The 26,211-nt window shown below is 35.3% G+C and carries 33 protein-coding genes; 22 read left to right on the forward strand and 11 right to left on the reverse strand.

Going from position 1 to position 26,211, the window contains the following annotated elements:
• Positions 1–5: 5 nt before the first annotated feature.
• Positions 6–1,094, forward strand: a complete 1,089-nt coding sequence (locus ABYK18_RS05280; protein WP_373035607.1) for a GGDEF domain-containing protein — start codon at positions 6–8, stop codon at positions 1,092–1,094.
• Positions 1,095–1,119: 25 nt separating this feature from the next.
• Here ABYK18_RS05280 and ABYK18_RS05285 read toward each other — a convergent pair whose 3' ends face one another.
• Positions 1,120–1,656: a YaeQ family protein gene (locus ABYK18_RS05285; protein ID WP_373035608.1), complete on the reverse strand. Its 537-nt coding sequence runs from the start codon at positions 1,654–1,656 to the stop codon at positions 1,120–1,122.
• A 111-nt stretch (positions 1,657–1,767) separates the two neighbouring features.
• On the opposite strand from ABYK18_RS05285, the gene ABYK18_RS05290 reads away from it, so the two are divergent.
• A complete protein-coding gene (locus tag ABYK18_RS05290) occupies positions 1,768–1,962 on the forward strand; it encodes a hypothetical protein (RefSeq protein ID WP_373035609.1) in 195 nt (64 codons plus the stop codon).
• On the opposite strand, the gene ABYK18_RS05295 is transcribed toward ABYK18_RS05290, so the two are convergent.
• From ABYK18_RS05295 to ABYK18_RS05315, 5 genes are read right to left on the reverse strand one after another with little or no spacing between them, the layout of a single operon-like run.
• On the reverse strand, positions 1,959–2,654 hold the full coding sequence (locus tag ABYK18_RS05295) for a hypothetical protein (RefSeq protein ID WP_373035610.1): 696 nt from the start codon (positions 2,652–2,654) through the stop codon (positions 1,959–1,961). The genes ABYK18_RS05290 and ABYK18_RS05295 overlap by 4 nt on opposite strands.
• On the reverse strand, positions 2,651–2,944 hold the full coding sequence (locus tag ABYK18_RS05300) for a hypothetical protein (protein ID WP_373035611.1): 294 nt from the start codon (positions 2,942–2,944) through the stop codon (positions 2,651–2,653). The genes ABYK18_RS05295 and ABYK18_RS05300 overlap by 4 nt, the downstream gene beginning before the upstream one ends.
• Positions 2,941–3,075 carry a hypothetical protein gene (locus tag ABYK18_RS05305; protein WP_373035612.1) on the reverse strand — a complete coding sequence of 45 codons (135 nt, stop codon included), beginning with the start codon at positions 3,073–3,075 and terminating at the stop codon, positions 2,941–2,943. The genes ABYK18_RS05300 and ABYK18_RS05305 overlap by 4 nt, the downstream gene beginning before the upstream one ends.
• A gap of 27 nt (positions 3,076–3,102) precedes the next feature.
• A complete protein-coding gene (locus ABYK18_RS05310; protein WP_373035613.1) occupies positions 3,103–3,486 on the reverse strand; it encodes a hypothetical protein in 384 nt (127 codons plus the stop codon).
• The gene (locus tag ABYK18_RS05315; RefSeq protein WP_373035614.1) at positions 3,486–4,493 is read right to left on the reverse strand and encodes an Lrp/AsnC family transcriptional regulator; all 1,008 of its coding nucleotides are present in this window, start codon (positions 4,491–4,493) and stop codon (positions 3,486–3,488) included. Before ABYK18_RS05315 ends, ABYK18_RS05310 begins: the two co-directional genes overlap by 1 nt.
• Before the next feature lie 102 nt (positions 4,494–4,595).
• Here ABYK18_RS05315 and ABYK18_RS05320 point away from each other — a divergent pair, with 102 nt between their 5' ends.
• A complete protein-coding gene (locus ABYK18_RS05320) occupies positions 4,596–5,192 on the forward strand; it encodes a bifunctional precorrin-2 dehydrogenase/sirohydrochlorin ferrochelatase (RefSeq protein ID WP_373035615.1) in 597 nt (198 codons plus the stop codon).
• Entirely contained in the window at positions 5,189–5,569 is a 381-nt protein-coding gene (locus ABYK18_RS05325) for a hypothetical protein (protein WP_373035616.1), read from the forward strand. Before ABYK18_RS05320 ends, ABYK18_RS05325 begins: the two co-directional genes overlap by 4 nt.
• On the opposite strand, the gene ABYK18_RS05330 is transcribed toward ABYK18_RS05325, so the two are convergent.
• Together ABYK18_RS05330 and ABYK18_RS05335 are read right to left on the reverse strand one after the other, a co-directional pair.
• On the reverse strand, positions 5,566–6,771 hold the full coding sequence (locus ABYK18_RS05330; RefSeq protein WP_373035617.1) for an MFS transporter: 1,206 nt from the start codon (positions 6,769–6,771) through the stop codon (positions 5,566–5,568). The genes ABYK18_RS05325 and ABYK18_RS05330 overlap by 4 nt on opposite strands.
• Entirely contained in the window at positions 6,772–7,686 is a 915-nt protein-coding gene (locus ABYK18_RS05335; RefSeq protein WP_373035618.1) for a glycosyl transferase, read from the reverse strand.
• An 89-nt stretch (positions 7,687–7,775) separates the two neighbouring features.
• Between ABYK18_RS05335 and ABYK18_RS05340 the strand changes: the two genes are divergently transcribed.
• From ABYK18_RS05340 to ABYK18_RS05365, 6 genes are all read left to right on the forward strand, one after another.
• Positions 7,776–8,576, forward strand: coding sequence for an SDR family oxidoreductase (locus ABYK18_RS05340; RefSeq protein ID WP_373035795.1), 801 nt, complete (start codon positions 7,776–7,778; stop codon positions 8,574–8,576).
• Positions 8,576–9,496 carry a helix-turn-helix transcriptional regulator gene (locus tag ABYK18_RS05345; RefSeq protein ID WP_373035619.1) on the forward strand — a complete coding sequence of 307 codons (921 nt, stop codon included), beginning with the start codon at positions 8,576–8,578 and terminating at the stop codon, positions 9,494–9,496. The genes ABYK18_RS05340 and ABYK18_RS05345 overlap by 1 nt, the downstream gene beginning before the upstream one ends.
• A 101-nt stretch (positions 9,497–9,597) precedes the next feature.
• Positions 9,598–10,410: an SDR family oxidoreductase gene (locus ABYK18_RS05350; protein ID WP_373035620.1), complete on the forward strand. Its 813-nt coding sequence runs from the start codon at positions 9,598–9,600 to the stop codon at positions 10,408–10,410.
• A 147-nt stretch (positions 10,411–10,557) separates the two neighbouring features.
• On the forward strand, positions 10,558–11,769 hold the full coding sequence (locus tag ABYK18_RS05355; protein WP_373035621.1) for a cytochrome-c peroxidase: 1,212 nt from the start codon (positions 10,558–10,560) through the stop codon (positions 11,767–11,769).
• Positions 11,766–13,595: a multiheme c-type cytochrome gene (locus tag ABYK18_RS05360; RefSeq protein WP_373035622.1), complete on the forward strand. Its 1,830-nt coding sequence runs from the start codon at positions 11,766–11,768 to the stop codon at positions 13,593–13,595. The genes ABYK18_RS05355 and ABYK18_RS05360 overlap by 4 nt, the downstream gene beginning before the upstream one ends.
• Positions 13,596–13,599: 4 nt before the next feature.
• Positions 13,600–13,989 (forward strand): thioredoxin family protein, encoded by a 390-nt coding sequence (locus ABYK18_RS05365; RefSeq protein WP_373035623.1) that lies wholly within the window; start codon positions 13,600–13,602, stop codon positions 13,987–13,989.
• Here the strand turns inward: ABYK18_RS05365 and ABYK18_RS05370 are convergent, their stop codons facing one another.
• On the reverse strand, positions 13,990–14,358 hold the full coding sequence (locus tag ABYK18_RS05370) for a hypothetical protein (RefSeq protein ID WP_373035624.1): 369 nt from the start codon (positions 14,356–14,358) through the stop codon (positions 13,990–13,992).
• A 137-nt stretch (positions 14,359–14,495) separates the two neighbouring features.
• Here ABYK18_RS05370 and ABYK18_RS05375 point away from each other — a divergent pair, with 137 nt between their 5' ends.
• The 12 genes from ABYK18_RS05375 (at position 14,496) to ABYK18_RS05430 (ending at position 24,871) form a co-directional block, all read left to right on the forward strand.
• Complete coding sequence (locus ABYK18_RS05375) at positions 14,496–14,687, forward strand: hypothetical protein (protein ID WP_373035625.1); 192 nt, start codon at positions 14,496–14,498, stop codon at positions 14,685–14,687.
• A gap of 174 nt (positions 14,688–14,861) precedes the next feature.
• Positions 14,862–15,188 carry a hypothetical protein gene (locus ABYK18_RS05380; protein WP_373035626.1) on the forward strand — a complete coding sequence of 109 codons (327 nt, stop codon included), beginning with the start codon at positions 14,862–14,864 and terminating at the stop codon, positions 15,186–15,188.
• A 41-nt stretch (positions 15,189–15,229) separates the two neighbouring features.
• Positions 15,230–15,883, forward strand: coding sequence for a cytochrome c (locus tag ABYK18_RS05385; RefSeq protein ID WP_373035627.1), 654 nt, complete (start codon positions 15,230–15,232; stop codon positions 15,881–15,883).
• Entirely contained in the window at positions 15,873–17,306 is a 1,434-nt protein-coding gene (locus ABYK18_RS05390; RefSeq protein WP_373035628.1) for a cbb3-type cytochrome c oxidase subunit I, read from the forward strand. The genes ABYK18_RS05385 and ABYK18_RS05390 overlap by 11 nt, the downstream gene beginning before the upstream one ends.
• Positions 17,307–17,317: 11 nt before the next feature.
• Positions 17,318–17,470, forward strand: coding sequence for a hypothetical protein (locus ABYK18_RS05395; protein ID WP_373035629.1), 153 nt, complete (start codon positions 17,318–17,320; stop codon positions 17,468–17,470).
• A gap of 64 nt (positions 17,471–17,534) precedes the next feature.
• On the forward strand, positions 17,535–19,175 hold the full coding sequence (locus ABYK18_RS05400; protein ID WP_373035630.1) for a cytochrome D1 domain-containing protein: 1,641 nt from the start codon (positions 17,535–17,537) through the stop codon (positions 19,173–19,175).
• 214 nt (positions 19,176–19,389) lie between these two features.
• Positions 19,390–19,695, forward strand: coding sequence for a cytochrome c (locus ABYK18_RS05405; protein WP_373035631.1), 306 nt, complete (start codon positions 19,390–19,392; stop codon positions 19,693–19,695).
• Positions 19,695–20,822, forward strand: coding sequence for a radical SAM protein (locus ABYK18_RS05410; protein WP_373035632.1), 1,128 nt, complete (start codon positions 19,695–19,697; stop codon positions 20,820–20,822). The genes ABYK18_RS05405 and ABYK18_RS05410 overlap by 1 nt, the downstream gene beginning before the upstream one ends.
• The gene (locus ABYK18_RS05415) at positions 20,809–21,945 is read left to right on the forward strand and encodes a cytochrome D1 domain-containing protein (protein ID WP_373035633.1); all 1,137 of its coding nucleotides are present in this window, start codon (positions 20,809–20,811) and stop codon (positions 21,943–21,945) included. The genes ABYK18_RS05410 and ABYK18_RS05415 overlap by 14 nt, the downstream gene beginning before the upstream one ends.
• Complete coding sequence (cobA, locus tag ABYK18_RS05420) at positions 21,945–22,685, forward strand: uroporphyrinogen-III C-methyltransferase (RefSeq protein ID WP_373035634.1); 741 nt, start codon at positions 21,945–21,947, stop codon at positions 22,683–22,685. Before ABYK18_RS05415 ends, cobA begins: the two co-directional genes overlap by 1 nt.
• A complete protein-coding gene (locus ABYK18_RS05425; protein ID WP_373035635.1) occupies positions 22,678–24,189 on the forward strand; it encodes an ATP-binding protein in 1,512 nt (503 codons plus the stop codon). Before cobA ends, ABYK18_RS05425 begins: the two co-directional genes overlap by 8 nt.
• Positions 24,179–24,871 carry a response regulator transcription factor gene (locus ABYK18_RS05430; protein ID WP_373035636.1) on the forward strand — a complete coding sequence of 231 codons (693 nt, stop codon included), beginning with the start codon at positions 24,179–24,181 and terminating at the stop codon, positions 24,869–24,871. The genes ABYK18_RS05425 and ABYK18_RS05430 overlap by 11 nt, the downstream gene beginning before the upstream one ends.
• A gap of 132 nt (positions 24,872–25,003) precedes the next feature.
• On the opposite strand, the gene ABYK18_RS05435 is transcribed toward ABYK18_RS05430, so the two are convergent.
• Both ABYK18_RS05435 and ABYK18_RS05440 read right to left on the reverse strand, forming a co-directional pair.
• A complete protein-coding gene (locus ABYK18_RS05435) occupies positions 25,004–25,675 on the reverse strand; it encodes a tetratricopeptide repeat protein (protein WP_373035637.1) in 672 nt (223 codons plus the stop codon).
• Between the two features lie 41 nt (positions 25,676–25,716).
• Positions 25,717–26,139: a hypothetical protein gene (locus ABYK18_RS05440; RefSeq protein WP_373035638.1), complete on the reverse strand. Its 423-nt coding sequence runs from the start codon at positions 26,137–26,139 to the stop codon at positions 25,717–25,719.
• Positions 26,140–26,211 lie beyond the last annotated feature (72 nt).

The raw sequence follows: 26,211 nt of genomic DNA on the forward strand, positions 1-26,211 counted from the left end.
ATTGCATGTATAGCAACTACAATATCTTTGCTTTTAAAAATACTCAAATGCAAAAACGCTTCAATGACTGGAGAAGACCATCAAGGTTAAAACAAATATCTGCTATTAGTGTCTTGACGGCATCTCTATATTTTATTTTTTCATATGTAAACAAATTTTTTATTCCACCTGACATTTTACCGCTTACTTCACTAATGCATCTTTACCTTGTGCCATCCATACTAATAATAATAGCTCTATTGGCATATTTTAAAATACAATATTATTTAATGACTTTTTTGCTGATTGTCGCTCCCATTGTAGCCTCAATAGGAAATATTATAATTGTTTCGAAGTTTGATGGATACACGACTTACCAAACTGAACTTTACCTGATTATCTTTTGGGTTTTTACTGTATCTGGACTAAAATTCATTCATGCACTTATTAGTGGTATTATAATATTTATCAGTGCCGTATTTAGCACTTATGCAATATATCCTATGGAAACAGAAGCTTTTGTTATGCATTGTTTTTGGATGATGGCTTCACTCTCTTTTGGTATTTTAAACGGATATCTTCTCGAATCATCTCAAAAAACTACTTTTTTAAAAAAAGAAGAACTTGAAAATCTCGCTATTACAGACAGACTGACGGGACTCTATAACCGTGTCATGTTTGACAAAATAATCTCAAAAGAGCTGGAAGAATATAAAAGATACAAACGAACTTTTGGGCTTATGCTGATAGATATAGACTTTTTTAAAGAAGTTAATGATACTTATGGTCATTTAATCGGAGATGAATTTTTACTAGAACTTACAAGTATTTTAAAAAAATACACTCGTTCATCTGATACCATTATCAGATGGGGTGGGGAAGAGTTTATTATTATATCTTTGGAAGTAGACAAAAATGCTTCTATGACTTTGGCTGAGAATCTTCGAAAAAGAGTAGAGGAACACAACTTTAAAACCGTAGGTAATAAAACTATAAGCATCGGTATTACTCTCAATAAGGAGAACGATACTATAAATTCTATCCTCCAAAGAGCCGATCAGGCTCTTTATAAATCAAAAAATGATGGAAGAAACAAAATAAATATTTTGATATAAAGATTGTTTTCGAAGACGATGGAGATTAAATCTCTTTCCATCTATCCTCGGTTATAGTCACACTGTTTTCATCATCAAGAAGTGTCAACTCACCGTCACTTATGTTACACTGCAACATCATTGCGCGTTTTGCCATCTCTTCTATATTTCCATCTATATTCAGGTTTACCACAGAGAGATTTTTAAAACGTTTGATAACTTTTTCGGTCTGCTTCCACCATGCAGATGCACTTCCTTCCTGGTAAGTGTAGATAATGACTTTTTGAGAACGTCCGCATGCTTTTTTGATGCGTTTTTCATCAGGTTGCCCTAAATCTATCCAAAGTTTTATATCACCGTCAAGAGCTTTTTGCCATAAATCCGGTTCATCATCTTGTGCGATGCCTTTACAAAACACCAAATCCTCATTTGCATTCAACACAAAAGCGACTAAGCGAATCATCAAACGATAGTCATTTTCCGATGGATGTTTTGCCAAAGTAAAGTTATGTTCAGCATAATAATGACGATCCATATCAGCAATATTTAAAGATGCTTTGTAAATAGTTGCATTTGCAGCCATAATCTTCCTTATATTTATTACATTGTTTTATTGATGAGAGTATATCTGATAAATAGTGCTGTTATACATAAATTTGATATAATTTTAATATTATATTTTAAGAGGTTTATTATGGGTTGGACATGTCAGCATGATTATAAAGGTCAATGCAAACTTGTTAAAAAGCCTTGTGTACCGGGCATGAAAGGATGCACACTTAAAAGCAGTGAGTATATCTTTAGCAGTGGCAGTTATGAAAATGATAAAAAAGCCCAAGAGGAAAATACACAGCAGATAGATTTTGCCGCTCTAGCTAAAAGTAATTAGTTCCAAAACTCCAAAGGATCTGGATGCAAAAAAGTATAACCAAGCTTTTTGACAACTGCATCTGATAGAACTACACGGTTTGTCCTGCCCTCAAAACTTCCGAGTTCAAAGCCAAATTTTTCACTATTTTTTTTGTGTACTTTAGAACGAAGCGGATGCTGTGGTGCTACGAGGTTAAAAACACCGTTAACGACTTCATCTTCTATGATTTTTTTTGTAATATTTATAACGTCATCGCGATGTATATAGTTTACTTCTCCATCACTGAAGGTAGATACTTTTTTCCATTTTCCTGAGATTCTGTCATCATCCATCAAGCCGCCAAGACGTAATATGACTACATTATCTCTTAGACTAAGTATTAACTCTTCCGCTTCTTTTTGAAGTCCTGTTTTTGTTATAGTTACACTCTCATCTATCTCCGTATCGAATTCTCTATATACTGATATGGAACTCATCAGTATGATATTAGATCTCTCGGAAGCCAGTCTTGCTATTTTTTGAAGTGTTTGAAGATAGTTGTCTTTGGTGTTGATGGCAATGATGATTGTATCACTTTGCCAAAATAAAGAGTCCTCTGCAGTTTTTTCTCTGCTGAAACATTCCACTTTGAAGTTCTTGGCTAAAATTTTGGCAAGTGGCTTACCTAACCATCCGCAGCCGATTATGCCAACGCTTTTAAGATTTATCATTTTTTAGGATTATTTGTAACGTAACTTTTTTTAATTCCTAGCATCTCATAAACAGACACTTCATCACCAGCTTCTTCTATAAGCTTATCCGTGTCACTAAACTGACCCTTCATTTTCTTTATCTCTTCATAACCATGTGGTTTTATTTCGCTCATCGCAACATTTATGGAAGCGGCCCACATCAATACAATCACCAGCCAAACTATTTTTTTAGCACCTGCAAATACACCTATGAAATGAAAAGCTATACTTAATATAACTCCAACTACTAATATTACAGTTAAACTCATTTAGTCAAGTCCTCCCCTCTTGGCTTCATTTCTCCACCTATATCATGTACAATTTTATTGCCAAAACTCATAACACCTAGTGTGCCAACAAGCATCAGTGCAACAACAATAAATAAAAAGATAAGTGCCATTGAATATCGCTTTAAAATATTTAACATCTATTTAGGTACTATTCCATCAAACTCTATACATCTTGAACTGTGAAAATCTCTTTCATAATCGTCATTTTTAAATTTGTCGCCTTCAAGTCTCCAGCCTAGCTCTTTAGAGAGCAAAACCGATCTTGAAATCGTTCTACGCATTTTATTTTCACAAATAATAGTTTCACCGTTATTAAAAATCTCTTTAACACCTGCCATTCTTGTTGTTGTCATGTAAAAATGAAAGGAAATCATTCCAATAAGAAATACTCCAACTCCTAGCATACCTCTTTTAAAAGCCACTTTTGGCATAAAATCTCTAGTAGTAACAAAAGCCGTAACGCTCAATATAAAAATGCCAATTACAATATAAACAATCTCTAACTCTAAAAATAATTCCATTATGCTTCCTGTCTATTATATTGTGATTCCCATGCTTCTATTGCAGGTGTAAAATATTCAATACGGATTTTTTTAAACTCTCTCGAGCTATAAAGCGGCATGTGTGATTTTGCTTCAATTTCATTAGCCATCTCTGCAATTATACTATTTGTCTCTTCTTTAGTCTTTCCATGAACCATAGTAAAAAGGTTGTATGGCCAGTTTTCGTATTTAGGGCGAAGATAACAGTGACTTACAGCACTAAATGCAGCTGCCGTGGCACCTATCTCTTCACCGTTTGTCTCATCAACATCCCATACTACCATTGCATTAGCATTAAACCCTGCTTTTCTGTGGTTGAGTATAGATGCAAACCTTCTCATAATGCCAGCTTCTTGAAGCTCTTGAAGTATAGAGAAGAATGTATCATAATCAATATCAAGCTCATCAATAATCTTTTTAAAAGGTTCGCTTACCATATCTATGTCATACTGAGCTGTTCTAACAACTGCATGATGAAGAGGAGTCATCTCAATCTCGCTATGCACAACTTTTTTCACTTCTTCTTTTTTCTCATCTTTTCCGGTTGTGTTTAGCTTAACATTAATTTTAAAAAGTTTTAGAGTCGGTAGCATAATATAGTCATCTGCTTCTGTAAGTTCTGCAAGTATCTCAACAGTTCTATCAAGTCCTAATTTAGAGTCAGGTGCAACACCAAGTGTAAACCAGATGTTAAAGTCATGATTTCTCTCATAGTTGTGTGAGATGCCGGGATGCGAGTTGATGATTTTTACTGCTGCACTAATCTTGTCTGATGGAACTTTAAATGCCACTAAAGAAGACTTATAACCTAATCTCTTTGTATCAAATATAGCTGATGTTTGACGAATAATATTACTATTTTTCTGCTCTTGTAAGATGCTAAGAACTTCTTCTTCGCTCATGCCTAATTCATCTGCAATCACTTTGAATGGTCTAGCCACTAAAGGGAACTTTTTCTGTATTCTAGATAATATTTCGTCTTTCATATTTGTATTCTTTATAAGTTATTTTGATTGAAGATTGTAATCTATTTTAAATTAATATCAGTTGATGTACATCAAGTTTGTAATTTTGCAGATTATGCTATTATGTCACAAACACACGAAAAGAGATGCATGAGTTACTTTCCGGCTTTTTTAAAACTTGACAACAAAAAAATACTAATCGTTGGCGGTGGATACATAGCACACGAGAAGCTAGAACACCTTCTAGATTTCACTTCTGATATCTCCGTAATAGCCCTTGAACTTTCAGATGATATGGCTAAAGATATAAAAGACAATAACCTTACTTACGAACAAAGAGCCTACAAAACCGGAGATATAAAAGATTTTGCGATTGTCATCGTGGCAGTTGATGATATTCCTCTTCAAGCAGAGATTTTTGCCGAGTCGAAGCAGTATAATTGTCTATGCAACTCTGTGGACTCTGTAGATTACTGTGACTTTATCTTTCCGTCTTACGTAAAAAAAGATGATTTAACGGTTGCAATCTCTACATCAGGAGCTTCACCTGCTATGGCAAAGCATCTTAGGATGTATCTGCAAAACCTTATTCCAGACGGAATAAGCGACTTCTTAAAAGAGATGAAAGAGTTAAGAAAGACTCTTCCAAAAGGAAAAGAAAGAATGAAGATGCTAGATAAAAAAGCACAAGATTATATAAAAGATTGGGGTAACAAATGAGTTTAGTGAAAAAAGTTTTTATATTTACACTGCTGGCGGGTTTTTTAATAATGGGGATTCTTTCTATGAAAAGAGCTATGCCTGAAGAAAAAGAAGAGAGAATATATAAAGCATTTAAAGCTTACAGCCCTTATCAACTAGAAAAAAGAATGGGTGGTTTAACTATTATAGACACAAGAAACCCGGAAAATAAAGAAAAACCGAGTGCGGCTGAAGTTCTTCATCGTATGGATGAACTTGATAAGAAGTGGGCAAAAGAGCATCTTCGTATTGAAGGAAATGAAATTATAATCACAAAAGATGATGAAACAGTTGTTAAAATTTTAATTAAAACACCTAAAGAAAGAGCCTTTATTAAAAGCTTTTTTGGCATTTAGTCTTTTAGTTTAAACGAAAAATAGAGCGATAAAAACAGCATTGCAGCCGCAGTGCTGTAAAGCACCTCATAAGTGAAAAAGTGTAAAATAACTCCTCCTATTATAGAAAAAAACAATCCAAATGAGATGACATTAATCTGAATAGCCACATAAACCGGTCTTTTATCCGGCGGGGCTATAGAGAGCATAAGGTTCCCCGAAGCGATGCGGTTTCCATCAAGTGCAGCACCAACCATAAAAAAGACTGCCATGTATTCATAAAGAGAAGATGCATTAAAAGCAACAAAAATAGCGATTATCTGCAAAGATATAGAGATATTTGCCGTCAGCTTGTTTAGCCCTCGTCCGCTGAGTCTTCCCCACAAAAAATTACTTAGCATCGCACCTACCATCTGTGTGGTTATCAAACTACCGATAGCAACACCGTCAAGCTCTATCTTTGTCTGTGCATCCAGAATAATAAACGGAAGAGCTATCAAGTATCCGTATGCTAAAAGAAAAGTCTTTAACTGTATCTGCAAGTCTTTGTCAGCTTTTAAAGTCTCCCAAGAGTTGTGAAGAAACTTTTTAAAAGAGTTCTCTCTCTTAGCTACTTCCTCTTTAACAGGCTCATCGATAGTCCCAAAAGAGAGATAGCCAAACCCCATAATAAACGAGCTGATGATAAAAAGATAACCGTAACTATATGGTGCTTCAAAAGTATGAATAATCCAACCCGCCAAAGCTCCGCTGACAAGCCCTCCTGCACCGCTGAAAAACTGGCGATATGCCATGGTCTTTCCACGGAATTTATGAGAAAATATCTTGGCAATAATATCTTTAAAGTAAATCGCTCCAAAACCTGCACTGAACGAGAAGATAAAAAGACCAATACCGATGGAAAAAAGCGTCAAATTTGGAGAGTTCTCTCCAAAAACTATAATAGCCACACCTATAAAAAACCATGCCAAAAACCTAGCTATAAAAACACGTCTGATGTAAGGCATCATCAGTTTGTAACTCTGTGCCTGAAACGCTGCAAAGAGCTGAACTACAATAGCCCCTCCGCGAAGCAAAGCCGCAAAAAAACCAACGAGCATCGAAGAGCCGCCAAAGTAGTTTACTATAAGAGGAAGTATTGTAGAAGGCTCAGCTATCGTAGTCCCGATAGTGAGAAAAAAGCCATGGAGTATATTTCTAATATGGTTAGAAGTTTTGTCCATTTAGTTAAGCTTTTCCCAAGCCTCATCAATAGTAGCAGCATTTTCAGTCACAAAAAGATAAACGGCAGCGTTTAGTTTTGCGAGTTTCATGTACTCATCAGACGGGTTGTTTAACTGATTTAAAGACTCTTCTAACGTAATGGCTTCCCATGATTTTGTATAGTTGATGCCAAAGTGTTCAGGATCTACTATTATCTCATCAACAGCATCGCCTTTTGAAATCCATAAACGACCTTTTGAAAATAATTCAGGTGTTCCTTCATTTCCTTGGATAAGTGCAAATCTTTTATATCTGTCTGAGAAAATCTCCACATATTTTTTTACATATGGTTTGTGAAAAACACCAGTAATTGCATATTCACTGTTTGCTACGCGAGGCAGTTTTTCTATAGTGTTAAAACCTGAACGAAGACCCAGCTTCATACGAATATCTGTTATGTCACTCATCTCTTTAAAAAAGTCCGCACGGTCAAAGTAGTGTGCATTTGGGTTCAACTCTATCTTAGTGCAGATATCTTTTATGGTTATACCGCCCTTTGCAGGAGTCAGTTCATCTCCGATGACGACTATGTTAAGTCCCGACTCTTCAAGAACCTTTGCTACGAGTGGGAAGATATAAGGGTTTTTAGCTTTTCCGTCAAAAGGATAACCGAGTTCTATCGAGTTTGCAACAGTTGTTGTTTTTATAAATGCATCGCAGGCTTCTACCGCTCCTCGAAACTCTGTAGTCGTCTCAGGTTTGAGTCTCCAGCCAAGAAGAAATGCTGCCGTTTGTTCACTTGGAATACTCTGGTTTAAGATTTGTTGCATCATATCTTTTGACTCTTCAAAAGTTAAATCTCTATTGCCTTTGACTCCCGTTCCGACTGCATGTATATACTTGAAAAAATCCATCTCTTTTCCTATTCTTTTCATTGATATAAATCTATTTTTTTTATTGACTGATATGATATACTCTTATACTTAAGTTTGAATTAGGAGAAAGCATCAAAAAGATAGTCCTTATTACAGGTGCAAGTTCTGGAATGGGTAGAGCTACAGCAGATTACTTGTCTAAAAAAGATTTCATAGTATATGCCGGAACCCGCAGTGTTAAAAACCTGAAAGATTTAAACCACAAAAATATTATTCCGATTCATTTAGATATTACAGACCAAGATAGTATAGACAAGGTGACTGGACTTATCCACAAAGAGCATAAACAGATAGATGTTCTTATAAACAATGCCGGATATGGCCTTGTCTCTACAGTTGAAGATGTTACTGAAGAAGAGATGCTCGCACAATTCAATATAAACGTGTTTGGCGTACTTAGAGTTTGCAAAGCAGTTATTCCGATTATGAGAGAAGAAGAAAATGGAATCATAATAAATATCTCTTCATTCTTAGGAAAGATTGGTCTTCCTCTTCTTACCATGTACAACTCCAGTAAGTATGCGGTTGAAGGTATTACAGACTCTCTGCGTTATGAATTAAAAGATTTTAACATCAGAGTTCACTCTATCATGCCTGGCTTTTTTGACACTAACTTCGCAAGAGAAAACCTTGTCACAAATGTAAAAACTTTTACCGAAGATTCTCCGTACGCTTCACTTGTATCTAACCTTGCACCCGTTATAGTCGAGCAGATAAACAGCGGTAACTCTGCATCAGAGATCGGTGAGATGATTTTAGAAATAATAAACAATGATAAGTTTCCGGCTCGTGCTACAATAGGCGATAAAGCTAAAAAGTTTATCCCGATGAGAAAAGAGCTTAGCGATGAAGATTTTGAGAGACGTGTAAGGGAGCATTACAATCTATAATGGACAGTTTTTTCTTCAACATAACAAACACCAGCTATAAAATAACCAAACTGCTTGATACAAAAAAAGAGCATGTCACTAGAGTAGATATCTCAAACGGTATAGTCTTTTTTGATATACATCTGAACTCTTCTCAGGACCAAGTCTATCATGTAAAAAACCTTGACCGGATGATAGCTATACCCGTTACCAAAAAAGGTTCTTTCGCTATAGACGACCATATCCAAAAGAAGTGCTTTGAAGTCAAAGAAAACAGCATAGATATTTTCATATCATCAAGACAGGATCTATCTCTTAGAATAAAAAAAGAGACAGAAACAGAGATATTTGTGCTTTTTGTAGCTGACTTTATTTTAAAGAGATATTTGAGTTCAGATGCAAATGAGGTCATAAACTATCTCTATGACAACCTTCAAGATGAAGTCTCATGTGAGCTAATGGACTCTCATCCCATAGATGCTATGAGTCTGCACATAATAGACAAAATACTAAATACAAAAGCAGAAGCATACATGAACAGCATAAGATGTGAGCATAATATCTTGGAGTTTATGATTCACAGGTTTGGGCTTTTAGACATGCTTGATGATGAACTAAGCGATGACGAAATCTGTATCTCAAAAACTTCTAAAAACATCTTACTGCGCAGTTTTTCTACCCCGCCCAGCATCCAGATACTAGCCCACCTATGTGCGACAAACGAGACAAGCCTGAAAAAGATTTTTAAAAAAGTTTATAAGACCACCATCTACGGATATATACAAAAACTTCGTCTTGAAAAAGCCAACCTGCTTTTAAAAGAGAAGTCTCTAAACATCGGTGAGATTGCCAAAGAAGTCGGTTACAAACATCAGGGACACTTCTCAAAACTCTTTTTTGAACACTACGGCATCTATCCAAAAGACCTGCTAAAAAAATAATTCCTCCAGTGCTAAAATAAAATTCTTCCAGTGCTAAAAAATCATTGAAGGTAACTTCTGATTGATATATACTCTAGGAAAATAAACCTTAGGAGTTCAAAATGTCAAAAGTAGTTTTAATAACAGGTGCAAGCTCAGGAATGGGAAAACTAACAGCAGAGTTTTTATCTGACAACGGTTATACGGTATATGCGGGAACTAGAGATGCAGATGCAATAAACTATGATTCTTCACTTAAAAGTATCTATATAGACGTAACAAAAACAGATACTATAAACAGTGCTGTAGATACTATCATCAAAAACGAAGGTAAGATCGACGTTCTTGTTAACAATGCAGGTTACGGTCTTTTGGCAACAGTCGAAGATGGGACTGATGAAGAGATGTTTAACCAGTTTGATGTAAATGTATTTGGACTTCTAAAAGTCACCCGTGCAGTTCTTCCGTATATGAGAGAAGCACAAGATGGTGTGATTATTAATATATCTTCTTTCTTGGGCAAGATTGGTCTTCCACTTTTAGCACACTATAATGCTTCAAAATATGCTGTAGAAGGGATAGTTGACTCTTTAAGATTTGAGACACTTCCATACAATGTAAGAGTTCACTCTATTCAGTCTGGACTTTTTGGTACAAACTTTGTTAAAAACGGACTTGTTGCAAATGCTAAAACAACTGCTGAGGACTCTCCATATAAAGATTTAGTATCTCATTTTGTTCCAATCGTTGCAAAAGCTATCAATGAAGGTCCAAATCCGCAACCGATTGCAGATGCCGTAAAAAATATCATCGAAGATGAAAATTCTAAGATATTTGTACCTGTCGGTGGTGAAGCTGAGACTTTTGTTCCTTTGAGAAAAGAGTTAAGCGATGAAGCGTTTGAGACAAAAGTAAAAGAAACTTTTGGCATCTAACTTACAGAGATACTTAGTTCAAAAGGTTTATTATATAGATAATAATTCCTTTTGTGCTAAAACAAAATCCTTCTATTGCTAAAAAGTCATTGCTATCTTTTTTCATTTATCATATACTATACAAGAACAAAATAATAGGAAATTATTATGAAATTTTTTGTATATGTATTTATATTTATTGTGTCTCTTTTATTTACAGTATCTTTTCTTTTACCGACAAAAGAAAAACCTCTTTATAGCGATGAAGCTCTTCGAGAAGCCGCTTTATCAAGGAATATGTCAAGCACTCCCGCTACATATGAAGAACTTTTAAAACTCGTAGATACTCCGCAAAACAGACTCACTAAAGAGAAGATAGAACTTGGTAAGGGTTTATACTACGACAAGATACTATCTAAAAATAAAGATATCAGTTGTGCGACTTGTCATGTAATCAGCCAAGACCAAAAAGATAAAGATATATTTGTAAAAGCTCTTACTTCCAAAACAAACGATAAGACTGACTGTGTCGTATGTCACCTCTCAGACCAAAGCGGAACGGACAGATTTGAGACTGCAGTTGGACATGGCGGAGCACAAAACCCGCACCACCTAAATACACTAACGATTTTAAATACGTCACTTGCAAAATATCTGACATGGGATGGGGATGTAGAAACTGTGGAAGATCAAGTTGGACTTTCCATACAAGATGCAACTCAGATGAACCTCTCAAAAGAAGAAGTGCAAAAGAGACTCTCAGCAGATGCCGAGTATGTTAAAAAGTTTGAACTTGCCTTTGGCAAGGTTAGTTTTGAAAATACTCAAAAAGCCATCGGTGCTTACATACGCACACTAGTAACCCGAAGTGGTTATGACAGGTTTTTAGACGGTGACAATGATGCTATAAATGCAAAAGCTAAAAAGGGTCTGGCGCACTTTTTAAACTTTGGATGCAAGGGATGTCATACGGGCGTAACGGTCGGCGGACAAAGTATACAAAAGTTTCCTCTAAGAGATTACAACAGTATAGTTGATGTCACAAACTCTTTCAACGAAGAAGAAAAAGGGCGGGAAGTCAGTGACTTTGACTTTAATGCGAAGATGTATCACCCATTTCCGTTTGAGAACAAGGGTGGATTTATGGGTAAAGAGGGTGAAAGACTCTTTAGAGTCCCAATGCTTAGAAATGTCACGAAAACTTCACCCTATTTTCATAACGGTGCGGTTGCTAAAATAAGAGAAGCTGTCTTTCTCATGGGTAAACACCAACTCGGTATGCATCTGACGAATGAACAGATTGATGAGATTGTAGAGTTTTTAAAATCACTTGAAGGTGATGTCGTGGATTATAAAATTGTAAACAAGGATGCAGTATGAAAAATATACATATGAAAATACTTATAATTTTGATGTTTTTAAGTGGAATCTTTCAATTTAGCATCTTCAACTTAAGTTGGGAATACTTCAGAATAGTTCAGGCAGTACATATTTTAAGTTCCGCATTTATAGCTATATTTCTTCTCATACCTTATGTAAACATGCATACTTATGAATATATGATAGTAAGAGGAGCAAGAAGTGCAAGCGGTATAACACTTGGAGTGTTTCTGTTTTTCATAGTTGCCAGCGGATTTTACTTATTTTTCGTAGGTAACACTGGAGGAGATACTATCGGGCTTATTTCATATTATATACATCTCTACGGCTCATTTATCCTGTTGTATTTTCTGTTTTTGCATGCAAGAAAGAAGATCGATTTTAATGCAAAACCTATTGTTGCTTTTGTTCTAATGGTTGGCATCTCTTATCCTAGCATCTCATACAGCAGTGAAAAACTAACAAATATAACACTTGAAGAAGGCGTTGAGAGATACCACAATGAAGATTGGACGAACTCGGCAAAATGCAAATCATGCCATGAAGATATCTTCAATCAATGGGCAGACTCAAATCACAGACATATGACTGGTTCAAATCCATACTATATGGTAATGGAAAACTTAGCAGGTGCTGATATGGGTGATGAGTTTAGACAGTGGTGTATGGGGTGTCATAATCCAAGTGCAGTTACTACTAAACAAAAAAGAACTACACATAGAATGGATGTAAACAATATGCCGAGCGTTCTTTTTGAGAAAGGCTCACAAAGTCTGATTGATGAGTTTAAAACACATGGAAATTCCAGACTGGAACAAGGTGTCTCTTGCGTGACTTGTCACAGGATTACAAAAACCGACTCTAAGGGAAACAGCTCTTATACGCTGGATTTGAAAAATAGAAAAAAATACGTTTTTGAAGAGAACAACTCTAAAGTAGAGAAATGGCTCAGTGAAAAGTTTATAAACTCTAACCCGATTGTTCATAAAGAAAGCTATTCAAAAGAGATATATAAAGATAGTGCTTACTGTGCATCTTGTCATGATGAGTTTTTACCCGATGACTCAAAAAGAGCCGTTGTATCTACATTTAAAGAGTGGGAAAAATCACCCTTTAACAATCCAAAAGATCCGAGTAAACATAAAACTTGTATTGATTGTCACATGACATATCTTGAAAATGGCAAGCTTGCTCCTTTAAAAGGAGAATCGACTACAGGCGGCACTCTGAAAAAAGACATCAAAGTTCACTACTTTTCAGGCTCAAACCACTTCTTATCGGGTCTAAAAAGTAAGAAACACGAAGAGCAGGCCTTACAGCTTCTTCGTACTTCTGCAGAGATTGATGTAGATATAAAAGACGGGAAAATTTTAGCCGGTGTTAAAAATGTCGGAGCAGGACATCATCTGCCGACCGGAGTATCTGATTTTAGAGAACTTTGGCTTGATATTACCGTAACGGACAGAGATTCTAAAGTTATTTTCAGCAGCGGTAAATTAAAAGATGACGGTAACCTATATGAAGATGCAAGACCGTTTATGAAAGTCTTTGGCGATGAGAACTCAAAACCAGTCGGCCTACTTTTTTGGAGATACAAAAAACTGCTGAGCGATACAAGGATTCCAGCAGGAGAGAGAAGAGTAGAATCCTATGATATCTCAGATGCGAAAAATCTAAAATACCCTTTAAAAGCAGTTGTAAAACTTAACTTTAGAATCTACCCTCAGTGGGTTACAGATGCAGTACAAAGGGCATTTCCTCAACTACCGAATCCACCTGTTGTGATGCTCAAAGAGATACAAAGAGAATTTCAAATACAGAGGTAAACAGATGCGTTTTATTTTATTTATTACACTATTTTTATCGATGCTCCATGCCAACCACGTAAGTTGGTACGGAGACTTTGACAAAGCCCATCAGCAGGCGTTAAAAGAAAATAAAAAACTTATGGTTCTACTTATAAAAAAAGATTGTGTCCCTTGCAAAGAAGCGATCAAAGATGCATTTATTAATAAACCATATATAGACAAGATAAATGACGAATTTATATCGGTCATAATTACAAAAGATCAAAAGAGCAGTTACCCTATAGAGATGCTATATACATTGGAATATCCGTCACTCTTTTTTTTGGACAATAGAGAACTTTTTGTGTGTGAACCGATTAGAGGGGATGTGACTCCAGATAAACTAGAAAGTTATCTGGAAGAGTGTAAATGATTAGTGGGCTGCAGCCGTTTTATTAAGCTCGTCTTCGATTGCATCACGAAGGTCGGAAGTTGCAGAAGCATTCTCGAACTCAATATGTCCATCGGAAAACATAATACTTGAAGAGATAGTATTCTTACCATCCAATTTTTCAGCTATAACTTCATTACTTTTAAATTCAGTGATTATCCAACCGGTTTTTTCACCTGCTTTTTTTATTGCTTTTGCAATTTTTTCGTTATCATGAGTATTTACATACAGTGCTTCGGCAGAAACTTTCGGGTCATGTGTTTCAGATGCATTGACATTTTTTGAACTACAACCGGTAGATAGAACAAGAGCAATGGCAGAAATTAAAGTTATCGATAAGATTTTTTTCATTTTTGAGTCCTTTTTTTAATTTTCTTAATAAAATCTAAATTTTACAAAGAAATTTAATTAATCAATGATATAATAAGAATTATAAAAAATAATTGATGTATATCAAGTTTTAAACAACTAACTTATGAAGGTAATCGATGACGCAAGATATTGTAATCATACTTGTAATGGCTGTTCCGATGCTATTATTCAGTGTTTATCCGGGCCTAAAACTAGGCGATTATGTAGAAAACAAGTACAATGTTGGTGAAAGTGCTAAGAGAAGAATAGTCATACTTACCACCATCTTATTTACACTCACTCTTTCCTCTTTACTATACTATTTGTAATATAGTATATAGTTATACTTTTCAACCCTTTTGTTTCATAAAGTTACACAGATTATAAAACTTTCCTTAAATTTTAAATTAATCTAATAAATTGATATATATCAATTCTTTTTCATCCAAATAGGAATAAACTACTCCTGATTCTGAAGAATTATAACAATAAAAGGAGAGACAATGATTGAAGAAGTGGTTATGAGACAAGATATACCTCTAGATGACTTTTTACCAATATTTGTATCTTCTGCGCTTGTTTTAGTATTTGGAGGATTCTATGTTGGTATATATACCGCTGTAAAAGTTAATCTACTTAAAAAATGGACTATGTCTATTGCATATATATTTTGGATGTTAACAGCCTATTGTTTGTATTTAATGGGAAGTTTAATGCATGTAGGTGAATTTACGGTTAAAGCTTTAGTAGTTGCTGCAATTGGATTATTTTTACTTCCACACGCAGTCTATTATATGCAGCATCAAGTTCACGAAGAGAATGAACATTGATATACTGTATATATGTCAACAGCAATTTATAGGAGGGCACAGTGGCTAAAACATCCGTATGGAGTGACAATCGTTTCTGGCAACGTTCAGCAGCATGGATCACGGGATTTGCAGCAGTATTACTTATTTGGTTAACATTTGACACAGCTGGTCAAATATCAATGGGTACAGATGCAGATTTACAGAATAAGGTGACTAAAAGGGTTCCAGGACCTACGGTTATTAATTATAAAATCACTTACGAAATGAGCACAAAACGTGGTCATGAAGTTCCAGTGATAGGGGAAAAAGAAAAGTTTTTTGGAAGAGATGACTGGTCTGAAGAAGAAGCAGGAGCTTTACTTCATCTTGGTAAACTCGGTTCACAAGCAAAGAACTGTATGAACTGTCACACACTTCTTGGAAATGGAGCATATTATGCACCAGATTTAACTAAAGCTTGGTTAGACCCGGCATGGGGACCAGAAGGTTCAATGCAGGCAATGACTGGTAAAAGTACAAAAGAAGAAGCTATGGCTGAATTCTTACAACATCCGTCAACTTATCCAACTCACGCTCGTATGATGCCAGATCTTGGTATTACAGCTGAAGAGGCTAAAGGTTTGGTTGCTTTCTTGAAACATATGTCATCAATTGATACAAATGGTTTCCCAAGAAACTTTGGAAAAATACAAGGAGCAGTAAATGGCAAGTAATCACTTAACAGGTATTGGAAGTGAATCAAAACAATTAGCTACATGGTATTTTGCTTTTGCTGCTATTATTTTTGGTGCACAATTATTATTTGGTTTAGTTGCAGCAATTCAATACGTAATGCCGGGCTTCTTATTTGAATTATTAGATTTCTCAGTTGCTAGAATGTTACACATCAATGCACTAGTTGTATGGATGGTTTTTGCAATGTTTGGTTCAGTTTATTGGTTATTACCTGATGAAACTGGAATTGAAACAGTTGGAATTAAAATTGGTAAATTATTATACTGGGTATTTGTTGCAGCTATCGTTGTAGTTATATTAGTATATCTATTTATTCAAGTTGGACCTGCAGATGAAACAACTATCTGGTTTATTAATGAAGGTCGTGAGTATATTGAAGCTCCTCGTTGGGCAGACCTTGGTATCGTTGTAGTTGCTCTTGGATTTGTTGCTAACCTTTGGTTAACAGGAATGAAAGGTAAAAACTCTGGTATCGTTACAGTACTAATGGCAGATATGATTGCTTTTGCTGGTCTTTACTTAGCTGGTATGTTCTTTACAGACAATATCACAGTTGATCAGTACTGGTGGTGGTGGGTAATTCACTTATGGGTTGAGGCTACTTGGGAAGTTTTCGTTGGTTCGATTGCTGCTTATGGTCTTATCACTATGATTGGAGCACACCGTAAAGTTGTTGAAATGTGGTTATGGATTGAAGTAGCAATGCTATTTGGTTCAGGTATCTTAGGTATCGGTCACCACTATTTCTGGATTGGTACACCTGAGTATTGGTGGGAAATTGGAGCATTATTTAGTGCACTAGAGCCATTACCACTTGTTGCTATGTTCATCCACGTTATGTATGACTGGGGTAAACAACAAGGTAAACAAGCGGCTACAGGTAATCATGTATCAGTAGTAAACAACCAACCTGCTTTTGTATGGTTTTGGATGAATGCTTTTGGTAACTTCTTAGGCGCTGGTATATGGGGATTTTTCCATACATTACCACAAGTAAACCTTTATACGCACGGTACACAGTTTACATCAGCTCACGGACACTTAGCGTTCTTCGGTGCTTATGCAACTATTCTTATCGGTATGATGTACATTGCTATTCAAGGCACAAACGGTCTTAAAGTTATGAAACATACAAAATCTTCTATTTGGGCACTTAGTCTTATAGTTGGCGGTGTTATGGGTATGACGATTGCACTTACTATTGCTGGTTATGTTCAAGTTCTTGTTTCTCGTGCACAAATGGGTGCTACTTGGGCAGGTTACTTCGATGGTCAAAGCGGTATGTGGTTTGCACAAGCGATGGATTGGAGACTGTTTATGGGTATGATTACATTTACAGGTTTCTTATTCTTAATCAAAGATTTCTTAAGCACTGGTAAAAACCCAGTACACGAAAGATAAGGAGATATATTATGTTTGAACCATTTACAGATGTTGTACCAAGCTTTTTTGGTTGGTTAAATCAAGGTCCACTAACTCTAACTATCTTTCTTCATACAACAATTGTACTTCCAATGATTTGGATTTACAAGCAAGAGAAAGCTCGTTTAGAGAAAGAAAGTTAAAAAATCGTCTAGTTGTCGGCGGGCCTTCGGGCCGGCTTTATCTAATTTTAGGAGGAAGAATAAAATGAGATTAAATAAATTAGTTATGTCAGTTGCTGCTTTAGCAGTAGTTAGTTCAGGTCTTTTAGCAGATACATCTAAAATGGATGTTGAAAAAGTTTTTGAAAAAGAGTGTCAAGGTTGTCACGGTCCAAATCACGAAGGTGGTGTTGGTTCTGACTTACGTCCAAAAGTAATTGGTAAGAAAAATGCTTACGAATTAGCTGACGTTGTTCTTAATGGTAGAGCAGGTACTGCAATGCCTCCATTTAAAAATAAGTTTTCTAAATCAGATGCTGATGCTATGGTTGATTATCTTCAACATTTCAAAGGTAGAAAAATCAAGCAACTTACACTTGATACTGTAAAAGCTGGTTGGAAACCTTTAAATGACAGAATGGCATTTTTCAAAAAATATCCACATGCTGTAGATGTTAAGAAAAATACTGACATTTGTTTTGTAACTGAAAGAGATGCTGAACGTGTTGCTTTCGTTGATGGTACTTCAGGTAAAATTTTATCTAAACACCCTGCTGGTTTTGCTGTTCACGTAACGGTGACTAACAAACGTCAACCTCGTTATGCTTACTCAATCTCTCGTTCAGGTTTAGTAACAATGTTCGACTTAAACACTCCGGGTCAGCAAAAAATTGCTGAATGTCAAGTTGGTTCTGAGTCTCGTGGTCTTGCAGTTTCTCCAGACGGTAAATACCTAATGGCTGGTAACTACACTCCAGGCGGTGCTGTACTTATGAATGCTATGACTCTTGAGCCATTAAAAGTTTATCCAACTTCATCTGTAATTAAACCAGATGGTAGCATTGATTCATCTCGTGTTGCAGGTATCTTTGATACTCCATACGGTCCATATATTGCATTTGCACTTAAAGATGGTGGTCACGTTTATATCGTAGATTATTCTAAACCAGACTTCCCAATTGTTGGTGATATTCCAAATATTGGTAATATTCTTCACGATGGTTTCTTAAATGAAGGTAAAGAGATTGGTAGATACTTATTTATCGCGTCTCAAGGTTCTGATGTTGTTGGTGTTGTGGATTTCAAAACTAAATCTTTAGTTACTAAAATCTATACAGGTCCTTCAGCTAAGCCACACCCGGGTCAAGGTTCTTCTTGGTATAACGAAACACTTGGTCAACAACTTGGTGCTACTGTTAACATGAACTTAGGTCAAGTAACTATTTGGGATGATAACTTCGATGTAATTCGTCAAATCCCTATCGGTGGTGGTGGACTATTCATCGGTACATCTGAGCATACTCCATTCTTATGGGCAGATAATGTACTTGGTGGAGCAGCTAACTGGAATAAAGTTCACTTAATTAACAAGCAAACTTTAGAGTTAGACAGAATCATTACTGTTGGTACAACACAAGGTACTGTTACAGATCCTGTAACTCACAAAACTCTTTACAAATGGAAAGTTCCAACTGTTAAAGATAAAAACGGTAAAGCTGTTACACCTAGAATCTTACACGCTGAGCCAGCTAATCACGGTCACTGGACTATGATTTCTGAGTGGAACTGTGGAAGAATCGGTATCTATGAAGCTAAAACAGGTAAATTTGTTAAATACATCAATGGTTTAACAACTCCTACGTTTACGTACTCAATCGAGCACAGACAAACTATTCCAGGAGCGTAAGCTTCTACTTTCTCTCCTTCGGGAGAGAACCCCTATTTAAACATAAAACTTCTTCAAACTTTTATATATATTGTCAAAATTGACTAATATCAACGACAAATCAATAATATATTGCTATTCTTTAGATAGATAAAAAAATGACAAATTCTGTGTTTTATAAGCTGTAATTCAAGCTTGTTTTCGATAGAATAATGCACAAAATGAAAGAATAAACATGAAAAAACATATACTTTTTACACTTATCTTATCTTCTGTTTTATATGCTCAAGACTCATATGGAAAAAAGGTCTTTGAAACCTACTGTTGGGGATGCCACCACCAAACAGCAGTAGCATTTGGTCCCCCGTTTACAGAGATCGCTTCTAAACGATCTATTGATGAAATAGAAGCTTATATTATAGACCCAAAATCAATGTACAAAGCTTTTGGTTATAAAAGAACAGTAATGACCAAATTAAAATTAAATGACAAAGAGAGAAAAGCTGTAGCTCAATATATACTCTCGTATAAAGGCAAATAATGTTTAGACTATCAAATCTTATATCTTCAGTAGTTGAAGGAAAAAAAGAAAGAATATTAGACGGCTCTATAGCCATATGGAACTTTACAAACCGTTGTAATTTATCATGTATGCACTGTTATTCAAAATCAACTCTTGATGAAGTAGATACCTTAACTACAGAGCAGATTAAAAAAACTATTTTAGAGATGAAGGAAAACGGTGTTAAATTTATCATTTTTTCAGGTGGTGAACCACTTACGAGAAAAGACCTCTTTGAAATAGCTGACTTTTGTAGAGATAATGGCATTATCACTTATCTTTCAAGCAATGGCTTGTATTTCACTAAAAACAATGTCCAACGCATTGTAGACACCTTTAACTATGTCGGTGTCAGTATTGACGGAGATGAACCGACACATGATCATTTTCGCGGTCTTAAGGGCGCATTCAGGGAAACTCTTAAAGCTGTCCAACTAGCCAACTCTACAGGAGCTAAAGTCGGAATACGATTTACTATTACAAAAGAGACTATAGACTCTTTAGAATATATTTTTGAGTTAGCAGAAAAAGAGAATATTCCAAAAATATATATTTCGCATCTTGTATATTCCGGACGTGGTTTAGACAACCTGAAAATGGATCTTACAAAAGAACAAAGAAGAAAATCTGTAGAATTTATCCTTAAAAAAGCTTTTGAGTATTACGACACGGGCAGAGACATAGAGGTAGTAACAGGGAACATGGAGATGGATGCCATTCTTTTTCTAAATGAATTTGCTTCAAGGTATCCTGAGTTAAAAGAGACTATGAGAAAAAGACTTGTTACCTGGGGCGGAAATTCAGCCGGAAGAAAACTATTAAACATCAACAGTGAAGGCGATGTCAGACCTGATCCGTTTTTCCCTCTGATAGTAGGAAATATAATCAATCAAGACTTTGGAGACATCTGGCAAAAAGGTGATTTACTGGACAAACTAAGAGTTCATCCGAGAGAGATAAGCGGCATCTGTGCAGAGTGTGAGCAAATAGATATCTGCAACGGCGGTTCACGCGCTCGTGCATATGCGATTACAGGTGATTTATGGAGTGAAGATCCATCATGTTATTTAAGCCAAGAGGAGAGAAAAAACGATGATACTAAATAAACTTTTAATAGGGACAACACTTCTTGCATCTCTATTTATAAATGCAAACGCAAAAGGGGTAAACCCGTTATTTGCCATGCTAGATACAAATGAAAAAGTTTTTGTTGTTGAGAGAGAAAGCAACTCTTTAGCCGTAATAGAAAAAGGCATGACAAAAGGTCATATCTCTGGTATGCACAACATGAACCACGGTGTTGTTAAGTTTGACGGCAAAGATGGCTACGTTATCTCTCGTGACGGTTTCGTAGTAAAATTTGATCCTGAAAAAGAACGTATTGTTAAAGAGCAAAAAACTAGCGACAGCGCAATCGGTTTTACAATAAGTAAAAACTTTCTTGCAGTTGCAAACTATGCTAAAAAAAGTGTAGATATCTTAGACAGGGATCTAAACCCTATACAATCATTTGAGACTGGCTCTAAAAATGTCGGTATTAAAATCTATAAAGATTACTTAATCTTTTCACAGATGGATAATGACAAAATCACTGTTTTAAAAGACAAAAACGGCGGTAAAGGCCTTCCGAACTTTGAGATATATAAAGAGTTTGAAGATGTTGGCGTTATGCCTTTTGATGCAATGATCAAAGACAACAACTTTATAACAGGATTTTTTCAAAGTGATCACTTTGGTGTCGTAAATCTAGACACAATGAAATACTCAAAAATTAAAATCCTGCTTGAAGACAGAAAACCTGTACTCAAAGTTCCACACTTTGGCTTTTGGTCTATCGGCGGAGGATATGTTTTTATACCGGCAGTCGGAAACAATAAGGTAATGGTATATACACCTGATTTTAAACATGTAAAAAACATAGAGACTGAAGGTCTGCCTGTATTTACCGCTCTTTCTCCAGATAAAAAATATCTTGCGGTCACATTCAGCGGAAAGAAGTTTCCTGTGATTCAGATAATCGACACTAAAACTTTAAAAGTAATCAAGCGATTTGAATTTGACGGAAAAGTCTTGCATGTAAGATGGTCAAACATAAGACCAAATCTTTATGTATCAGTCAATGATACAAACAAGGTTGCTGTTTTAAACACAAAAGACTGGTATTTAAGTAGAGAAATATTTCAAATCAAAAAACCGTCAGGTATATTTATTTATGAGGAAAAAGAATAATGGGCAAAGTTTATTTAACAGGTGCTGGACCTGGGGACATTGAATTACTGACTGTAAAAGCACTTAGAGTTATAAAAGAGGCTGATGTAATCATTTACGATCGTCTTGCTAATCCGGACATTTTAGAAGAAGCAAAAAACGGCTGTGAATTCGTCTATGTAGGTAAAGAAGACGGTCGTCATATTATGCCTCAGGATGATATCAATGAAGTTATTTATCAAAACGCTTTAAAACATGCAAATGTAGTTCGTCTTAAAGGCGGGGACCCTTTTGTATTTGGCCGTGGCGGAGAAGAAGCTCTTTATCTGCTTGATAGAGATGTTAAGTTTGAAGTAATTCCAGGTATCACATCTGCTATATCTGCACCTGCTTACGCAGGTATACCTGTTACTCATCGCGGTGTAGCTGTGAGTTTTAGAGTTGTAACAGGACATGAATCACCAAATAAAAAAGTATCTCAAATCCCATGGGACAACTTTAAAACAGATGATACAATTGTGTTTTTAATGGGTCTGCATAATCTTCCTAAAATCAGTAAAAAACTTATAGAAGTAGGTAAAGCAAGTGACTACCCTGTAGCCGTGATTTCTAAAGGGACAACGAAAGATCAAAGTGTTGTTGTCGGAACTTTGGAAAACATAGTTGAAAAGGCAAAAGATGTACCTACTCCTGCACTCATTGTAGTAGGTAAGGTAGTTGAATTAAGAGAACAATTAAAGTGGTTTGAGGGTAATGCCTAAACCTATGCATAACTTCAAAGATGCTATTGAAATTGCAGATAGCATCTACTGGGTCGGTATGTATCTTGAAAACGACCCTTTCCAGTGTCATCCTTACTTTATTAAAAACGGCAATGAGTCTATTTTAATTGATCCTGGCTCAATGATTGAATTCAATGAGACGGTAAGAAAAGTTAAAAGTATTGCCGACTTAAAGTCAATCAAATACATTATTCTTCACCATCAAGACCCGGATTTAGCAGCCGCGGTACCTGAGATAGAAAAACTCATAGACAGAGATGACCTTCTAATTGTGACTCATTCTAGAATGTCGCTTTTAATCAAACACTATCTTGTATCATCAGATTATTATGAAATTGATAAAAACAACAATGAGTTGATAACTTCAAACGGATTCAAACTCGATTTTCACACAACCCCTTACTGTCACTCTCCTGGTGCATTTGTAAGTTATGAGCCAAAAACAAAAACTCTGTTATCCGGGGATATTTTTGGAGGAATAGAGGAGTCTTGGGAATTTTATGCTGATGAGACATACTTTGAAAAAGCCAAACAATTTCACCAGGAGTATATGCCAAGTAAAGATATTTTCAATTATGCCCTAAGTAAAATAGAAAAACTCGATATTAATCTTATAGCACCTCAACACGGTTCTATAATACAAAAGCCTTACATATCCAATCTTATTGAAGACATGAAAAATCTTGATTGTGGACTCTATATTGAAAAAAAGTACAACCGCGAACTACTTGATACAATCAATGAACTTCAAGAGAAAGAAAGAACTATTCAAGAGAGAGACAGACTCCTTTTTGAACAATCAAAAAGAGCTGAAATGGGTGAAATGATAGGAAACATTGCGCATCAATGGCGTCAACCGTTAGCGATTGTAAATACTATTTTAGCGATTTTAAAAGAAAAAAACAGCGCAGGAATATTAGACAAAGAAGAGATTTCTACCAGAATAGATAAGATGGAAAAAAGAGTTGTATATATGTCCGATACTATTGAGGATTTTATGGACTACTATAAACCAAATAAAGAAAAATCAACTTTTAGTGTTTACACGGCTCTCAAAAAAGCACTAGAGATTACAAACTACACAAAAGAGAGTGAAAAGATTGAGATAAAAGTTACAGCAGATGAACAACTTTGCATCTACGGACTCATGAATGAGTTTATTCAAGTAATCGTATCCATACTGTCTAATATATATGACATCAAAGAGATAAGAAATATTGCTGAGATAAAGATTGATATTGTTTTGCAAAAAGAAGATGATGATGTTGTTTTATCTATAAGCGATAATGCCGGTGGTATAGATGATGATATTTTGCCAAAAATTTTCAATCCGTACTTTACGACAAAGCATCAATCAATCGGAACAGGCTTAGGTCTGCATATAGCTAAAATGATTATCGAGGATAATATGAATGGATTATTAAGTGCCAAAAACAATAAAGACGGTGCAACATTTACAATAAGGATGAAGAATGAACAATAGTGAATTAATTGAAGATATTTCAATTCTAGTTGTTGAAGATGAGTCAGAATTAAGAGAATATCTTCAAGAATATTTACAAATATTTTTTAAAAAAGTATTTGTCTCTAAGTGCGGTCATGAGGGGTATTTGCAGTATCTTGAGAAAAGACCGGATATAATTATTACAGATATCAACATGCCAAACCTAGATGGTTTGACAATGATTAAACGAATCAGAGAGCGTGACACTGAGACGGACATATTGATAATGAGTGCTCATTCTGAACAAGAAAAATTACTTCAGGCGATTGAACTTGGCCTTGTTACATACCTAATTAAACCTATCAACTCACAGAAACTAAAAGAAGTTCTATTTAAAGTTGTAGATAAACTAAGAAGTTCTAAAAAAAGAATCTATCTAAGTAACGACATCTTCTGGGATAAAACTTCTTCGACTCTATGGAACGAGGAGAAACAGATATCTTTAAAAGAGAAAGAACTTATGCTTTTTCAACTGCTTTGTTCAAAAGCTAATCATGCTTTTACGGCTGAAAATATATTTTACCATCTCTATGGCGACCAAAGCGGTAAGGAGTTTTCAGAGTACGCTATAACATCTTTTATAAAGCGTCTTCGCGCAAAGTTACCTGAAAACCTTATTCAAAATGAGTATGGGCTTGGTTATAAAATAGTTATAAAATAGTTATAAAATAAACTGACTAAGTATGACCAAATCCTAGAGTATAATTACGTTCGAGACTTTCTAATATCTCCTTGATTCACAAGCATATTGTATAAAATCAGAATTTTAAATTCTGATTTTACTTTCTTTACATCAATACTTTCCTAAATTATACTTAGACCATAAAATTTCAGCGTCTTTATTTCCAATCTCTTTTGATTTTTGTGCCCACTTTTTTGCTTTTTTAAACTGCTCTGTTGTACAATAAACTTCTGCAAGAAGATAGTATGAACTTTCATTACCTTCTACGGCATTTTTTTCCAACCACTCGGCAGCTTTGTCAAAATCTAAAATCTGCATATAGACTAGCCCTATGTTTTGGATAGCTTGTTTGTTCCCTTGTAATGCCGAGGATTCTAAAAGCTGGGCTGCTTTTTTAACATCCGGTTTTACTGACTCACCCTTGTAATACATTAATGCCAGATTATACTGAGCATTAGGATTGTTTAATTCTGAAGCTTTTGTAAGCCATGTAAATGCTTTGGCAGAATCTTTGGCAACATTTTGACCTGTGAGATACATCATCCCTAAATCATTCTGCGCTCTTGCATCTGAAGCAGAAGCAGCTTTTTCTAACCACTCAATGCCTTTTTTTGCATCTTTTTCAACACCGATACCGTTAAAATAAAGATAACTTAATGCATTTTGAGCGGTACTATCACCTGCTTTAGCACTCTCTTTGTATAATTTAAATGCTAAATCATAATTCTTTTTCTTAAAAGCTTCAAGAGCTTCTTTCGTATCTCCAAATAGTACTACTGACATTAACAATATAGACAGAACAACCTTTAACATTACAATCCTTTTTACTTACTTTTACAATTTTTCATCATCTCTGTCCAAACCAGAGAGAAGTTTTTCAAAATATACGACTTATGATGTGGAACACTACACGATGAACAATCTTGATGTATAACACCGTTTCCTGCAAATTCCTCACCATTGTTTATATCACACTTACTTAGTATTTTAAATTCGTTGTAGATTCCCAAACCGTTATCATCAAATCTAAAGTTTGGACAAGCACACATATAACAGTTTAACTTGTCCATATCATGGCATTTTTTATTATCTTTATAAAGAGGACAAAAATCCGGTTCCTCTTTTACCATGTTGTCAAAATCAAAATAGTCGATAATCTCCTCTTCCGTATAATCTAACTCTTCTAATTTATCTATAATCACCTTATGCTTTTTAGCATGGGCGTCAAACCATTTAGTATAACTCATAAGATATATTACCTAAAAAAGTAAAACTATTTAAGCTATAATGGCAAAAAACAGCAAATATTTGCAAAAGAC

Origin of the sequence: Sulfurimonas sp. (assembly GCF_041563495.1) — a bacterium.
Classification (GTDB): Bacteria; Campylobacterota; Campylobacteria; order Campylobacterales; family Sulfurimonadaceae; genus Sulfurimonas.

Bases quoted from the DNA above. Each gene is read 5' to 3' on its own strand.
- ABYK18_RS05280 (WP_373035607.1), top strand. From the start codon at position 6: ATGTATAGCAACTACAATATCTTTGCTTTTAAAAATACTCAAATGCAA.
- ABYK18_RS05285 (WP_373035608.1), bottom strand. From the start codon at position 1,656: ATGGCTGCAAATGCAACTATTTACAAAGCATCTTTAAATATTGCTGAT.
- ABYK18_RS05290 (WP_373035609.1), top strand. From the start codon at position 1,768: ATGGGTTGGACATGTCAGCATGATTATAAAGGTCAATGCAAACTTGTT.
- ABYK18_RS05295 (WP_373035610.1), bottom strand. From the start codon at position 2,654: ATGATAAATCTTAAAAGCGTTGGCATAATCGGCTGCGGATGGTTAGGT.
- ABYK18_RS05300 (WP_373035611.1), bottom strand. From the start codon at position 2,944: ATGAGTTTAACTGTAATATTAGTAGTTGGAGTTATATTAAGTATAGCT.
- ABYK18_RS05305 (WP_373035612.1), bottom strand. From the start codon at position 3,075: ATGGCACTTATCTTTTTATTTATTGTTGTTGCACTGATGCTTGTTGGC.
- ABYK18_RS05310 (WP_373035613.1), bottom strand. From the start codon at position 3,486: ATGGAATTATTTTTAGAGTTAGAGATTGTTTATATTGTAATTGGCATT.
- ABYK18_RS05315 (WP_373035614.1), bottom strand. From the start codon at position 4,493: ATGAAAGACGAAATATTATCTAGAATACAGAAAAAGTTCCCTTTAGTG.
- ABYK18_RS05320 (WP_373035615.1), top strand. From the start codon at position 4,596: ATGTCACAAACACACGAAAAGAGATGCATGAGTTACTTTCCGGCTTTT.
- ABYK18_RS05325 (WP_373035616.1), top strand. From the start codon at position 5,189: ATGAGTTTAGTGAAAAAAGTTTTTATATTTACACTGCTGGCGGGTTTT.
- ABYK18_RS05330 (WP_373035617.1), bottom strand. From the start codon at position 6,771: ATGGACAAAACTTCTAACCATATTAGAAATATACTCCATGGCTTTTTT.
- ABYK18_RS05335 (WP_373035618.1), bottom strand. From the start codon at position 7,686: ATGAAAAGAATAGGAAAAGAGATGGATTTTTTCAAGTATATACATGCA.
- ABYK18_RS05345 (WP_373035619.1), top strand. From the start codon at position 8,576: ATGGACAGTTTTTTCTTCAACATAACAAACACCAGCTATAAAATAACC.
- ABYK18_RS05350 (WP_373035620.1), top strand. From the start codon at position 9,598: ATGTCAAAAGTAGTTTTAATAACAGGTGCAAGCTCAGGAATGGGAAAA.
- ABYK18_RS05355 (WP_373035621.1), top strand. From the start codon at position 10,558: ATGAAATTTTTTGTATATGTATTTATATTTATTGTGTCTCTTTTATTT.
- ABYK18_RS05360 (WP_373035622.1), top strand. From the start codon at position 11,766: ATGAAAAATATACATATGAAAATACTTATAATTTTGATGTTTTTAAGT.
- ABYK18_RS05365 (WP_373035623.1), top strand. From the start codon at position 13,600: ATGCGTTTTATTTTATTTATTACACTATTTTTATCGATGCTCCATGCC.
- ABYK18_RS05370 (WP_373035624.1), bottom strand. From the start codon at position 14,358: ATGAAAAAAATCTTATCGATAACTTTAATTTCTGCCATTGCTCTTGTT.
- ABYK18_RS05375 (WP_373035625.1), top strand. From the start codon at position 14,496: ATGACGCAAGATATTGTAATCATACTTGTAATGGCTGTTCCGATGCTA.
- ABYK18_RS05380 (WP_373035626.1), top strand. From the start codon at position 14,862: ATGATTGAAGAAGTGGTTATGAGACAAGATATACCTCTAGATGACTTT.
- ABYK18_RS05390 (WP_373035628.1), top strand. From the start codon at position 15,873: ATGGCAAGTAATCACTTAACAGGTATTGGAAGTGAATCAAAACAATTA.
- ABYK18_RS05395 (WP_373035629.1), top strand. From the start codon at position 17,318: ATGTTTGAACCATTTACAGATGTTGTACCAAGCTTTTTTGGTTGGTTA.
- ABYK18_RS05400 (WP_373035630.1), top strand. From the start codon at position 17,535: ATGAGATTAAATAAATTAGTTATGTCAGTTGCTGCTTTAGCAGTAGTT.
- ABYK18_RS05405 (WP_373035631.1), top strand. From the start codon at position 19,390: ATGAAAAAACATATACTTTTTACACTTATCTTATCTTCTGTTTTATAT.
- ABYK18_RS05410 (WP_373035632.1), top strand. From the start codon at position 19,695: ATGTTTAGACTATCAAATCTTATATCTTCAGTAGTTGAAGGAAAAAAA.
- ABYK18_RS05415 (WP_373035633.1), top strand. From the start codon at position 20,809: ATGATACTAAATAAACTTTTAATAGGGACAACACTTCTTGCATCTCTA.
- cobA (WP_373035634.1), top strand. From the start codon at position 21,945: ATGGGCAAAGTTTATTTAACAGGTGCTGGACCTGGGGACATTGAATTA.
- ABYK18_RS05425 (WP_373035635.1), top strand. From the start codon at position 22,678: ATGCCTAAACCTATGCATAACTTCAAAGATGCTATTGAAATTGCAGAT.
- ABYK18_RS05430 (WP_373035636.1), top strand. From the start codon at position 24,179: ATGAACAATAGTGAATTAATTGAAGATATTTCAATTCTAGTTGTTGAA.
- ABYK18_RS05435 (WP_373035637.1), bottom strand. From the start codon at position 25,675: ATGTCAGTAGTACTATTTGGAGATACGAAAGAAGCTCTTGAAGCTTTT.
- ABYK18_RS05440 (WP_373035638.1), bottom strand. From the start codon at position 26,139: ATGAGTTATACTAAATGGTTTGACGCCCATGCTAAAAAGCATAAGGTG.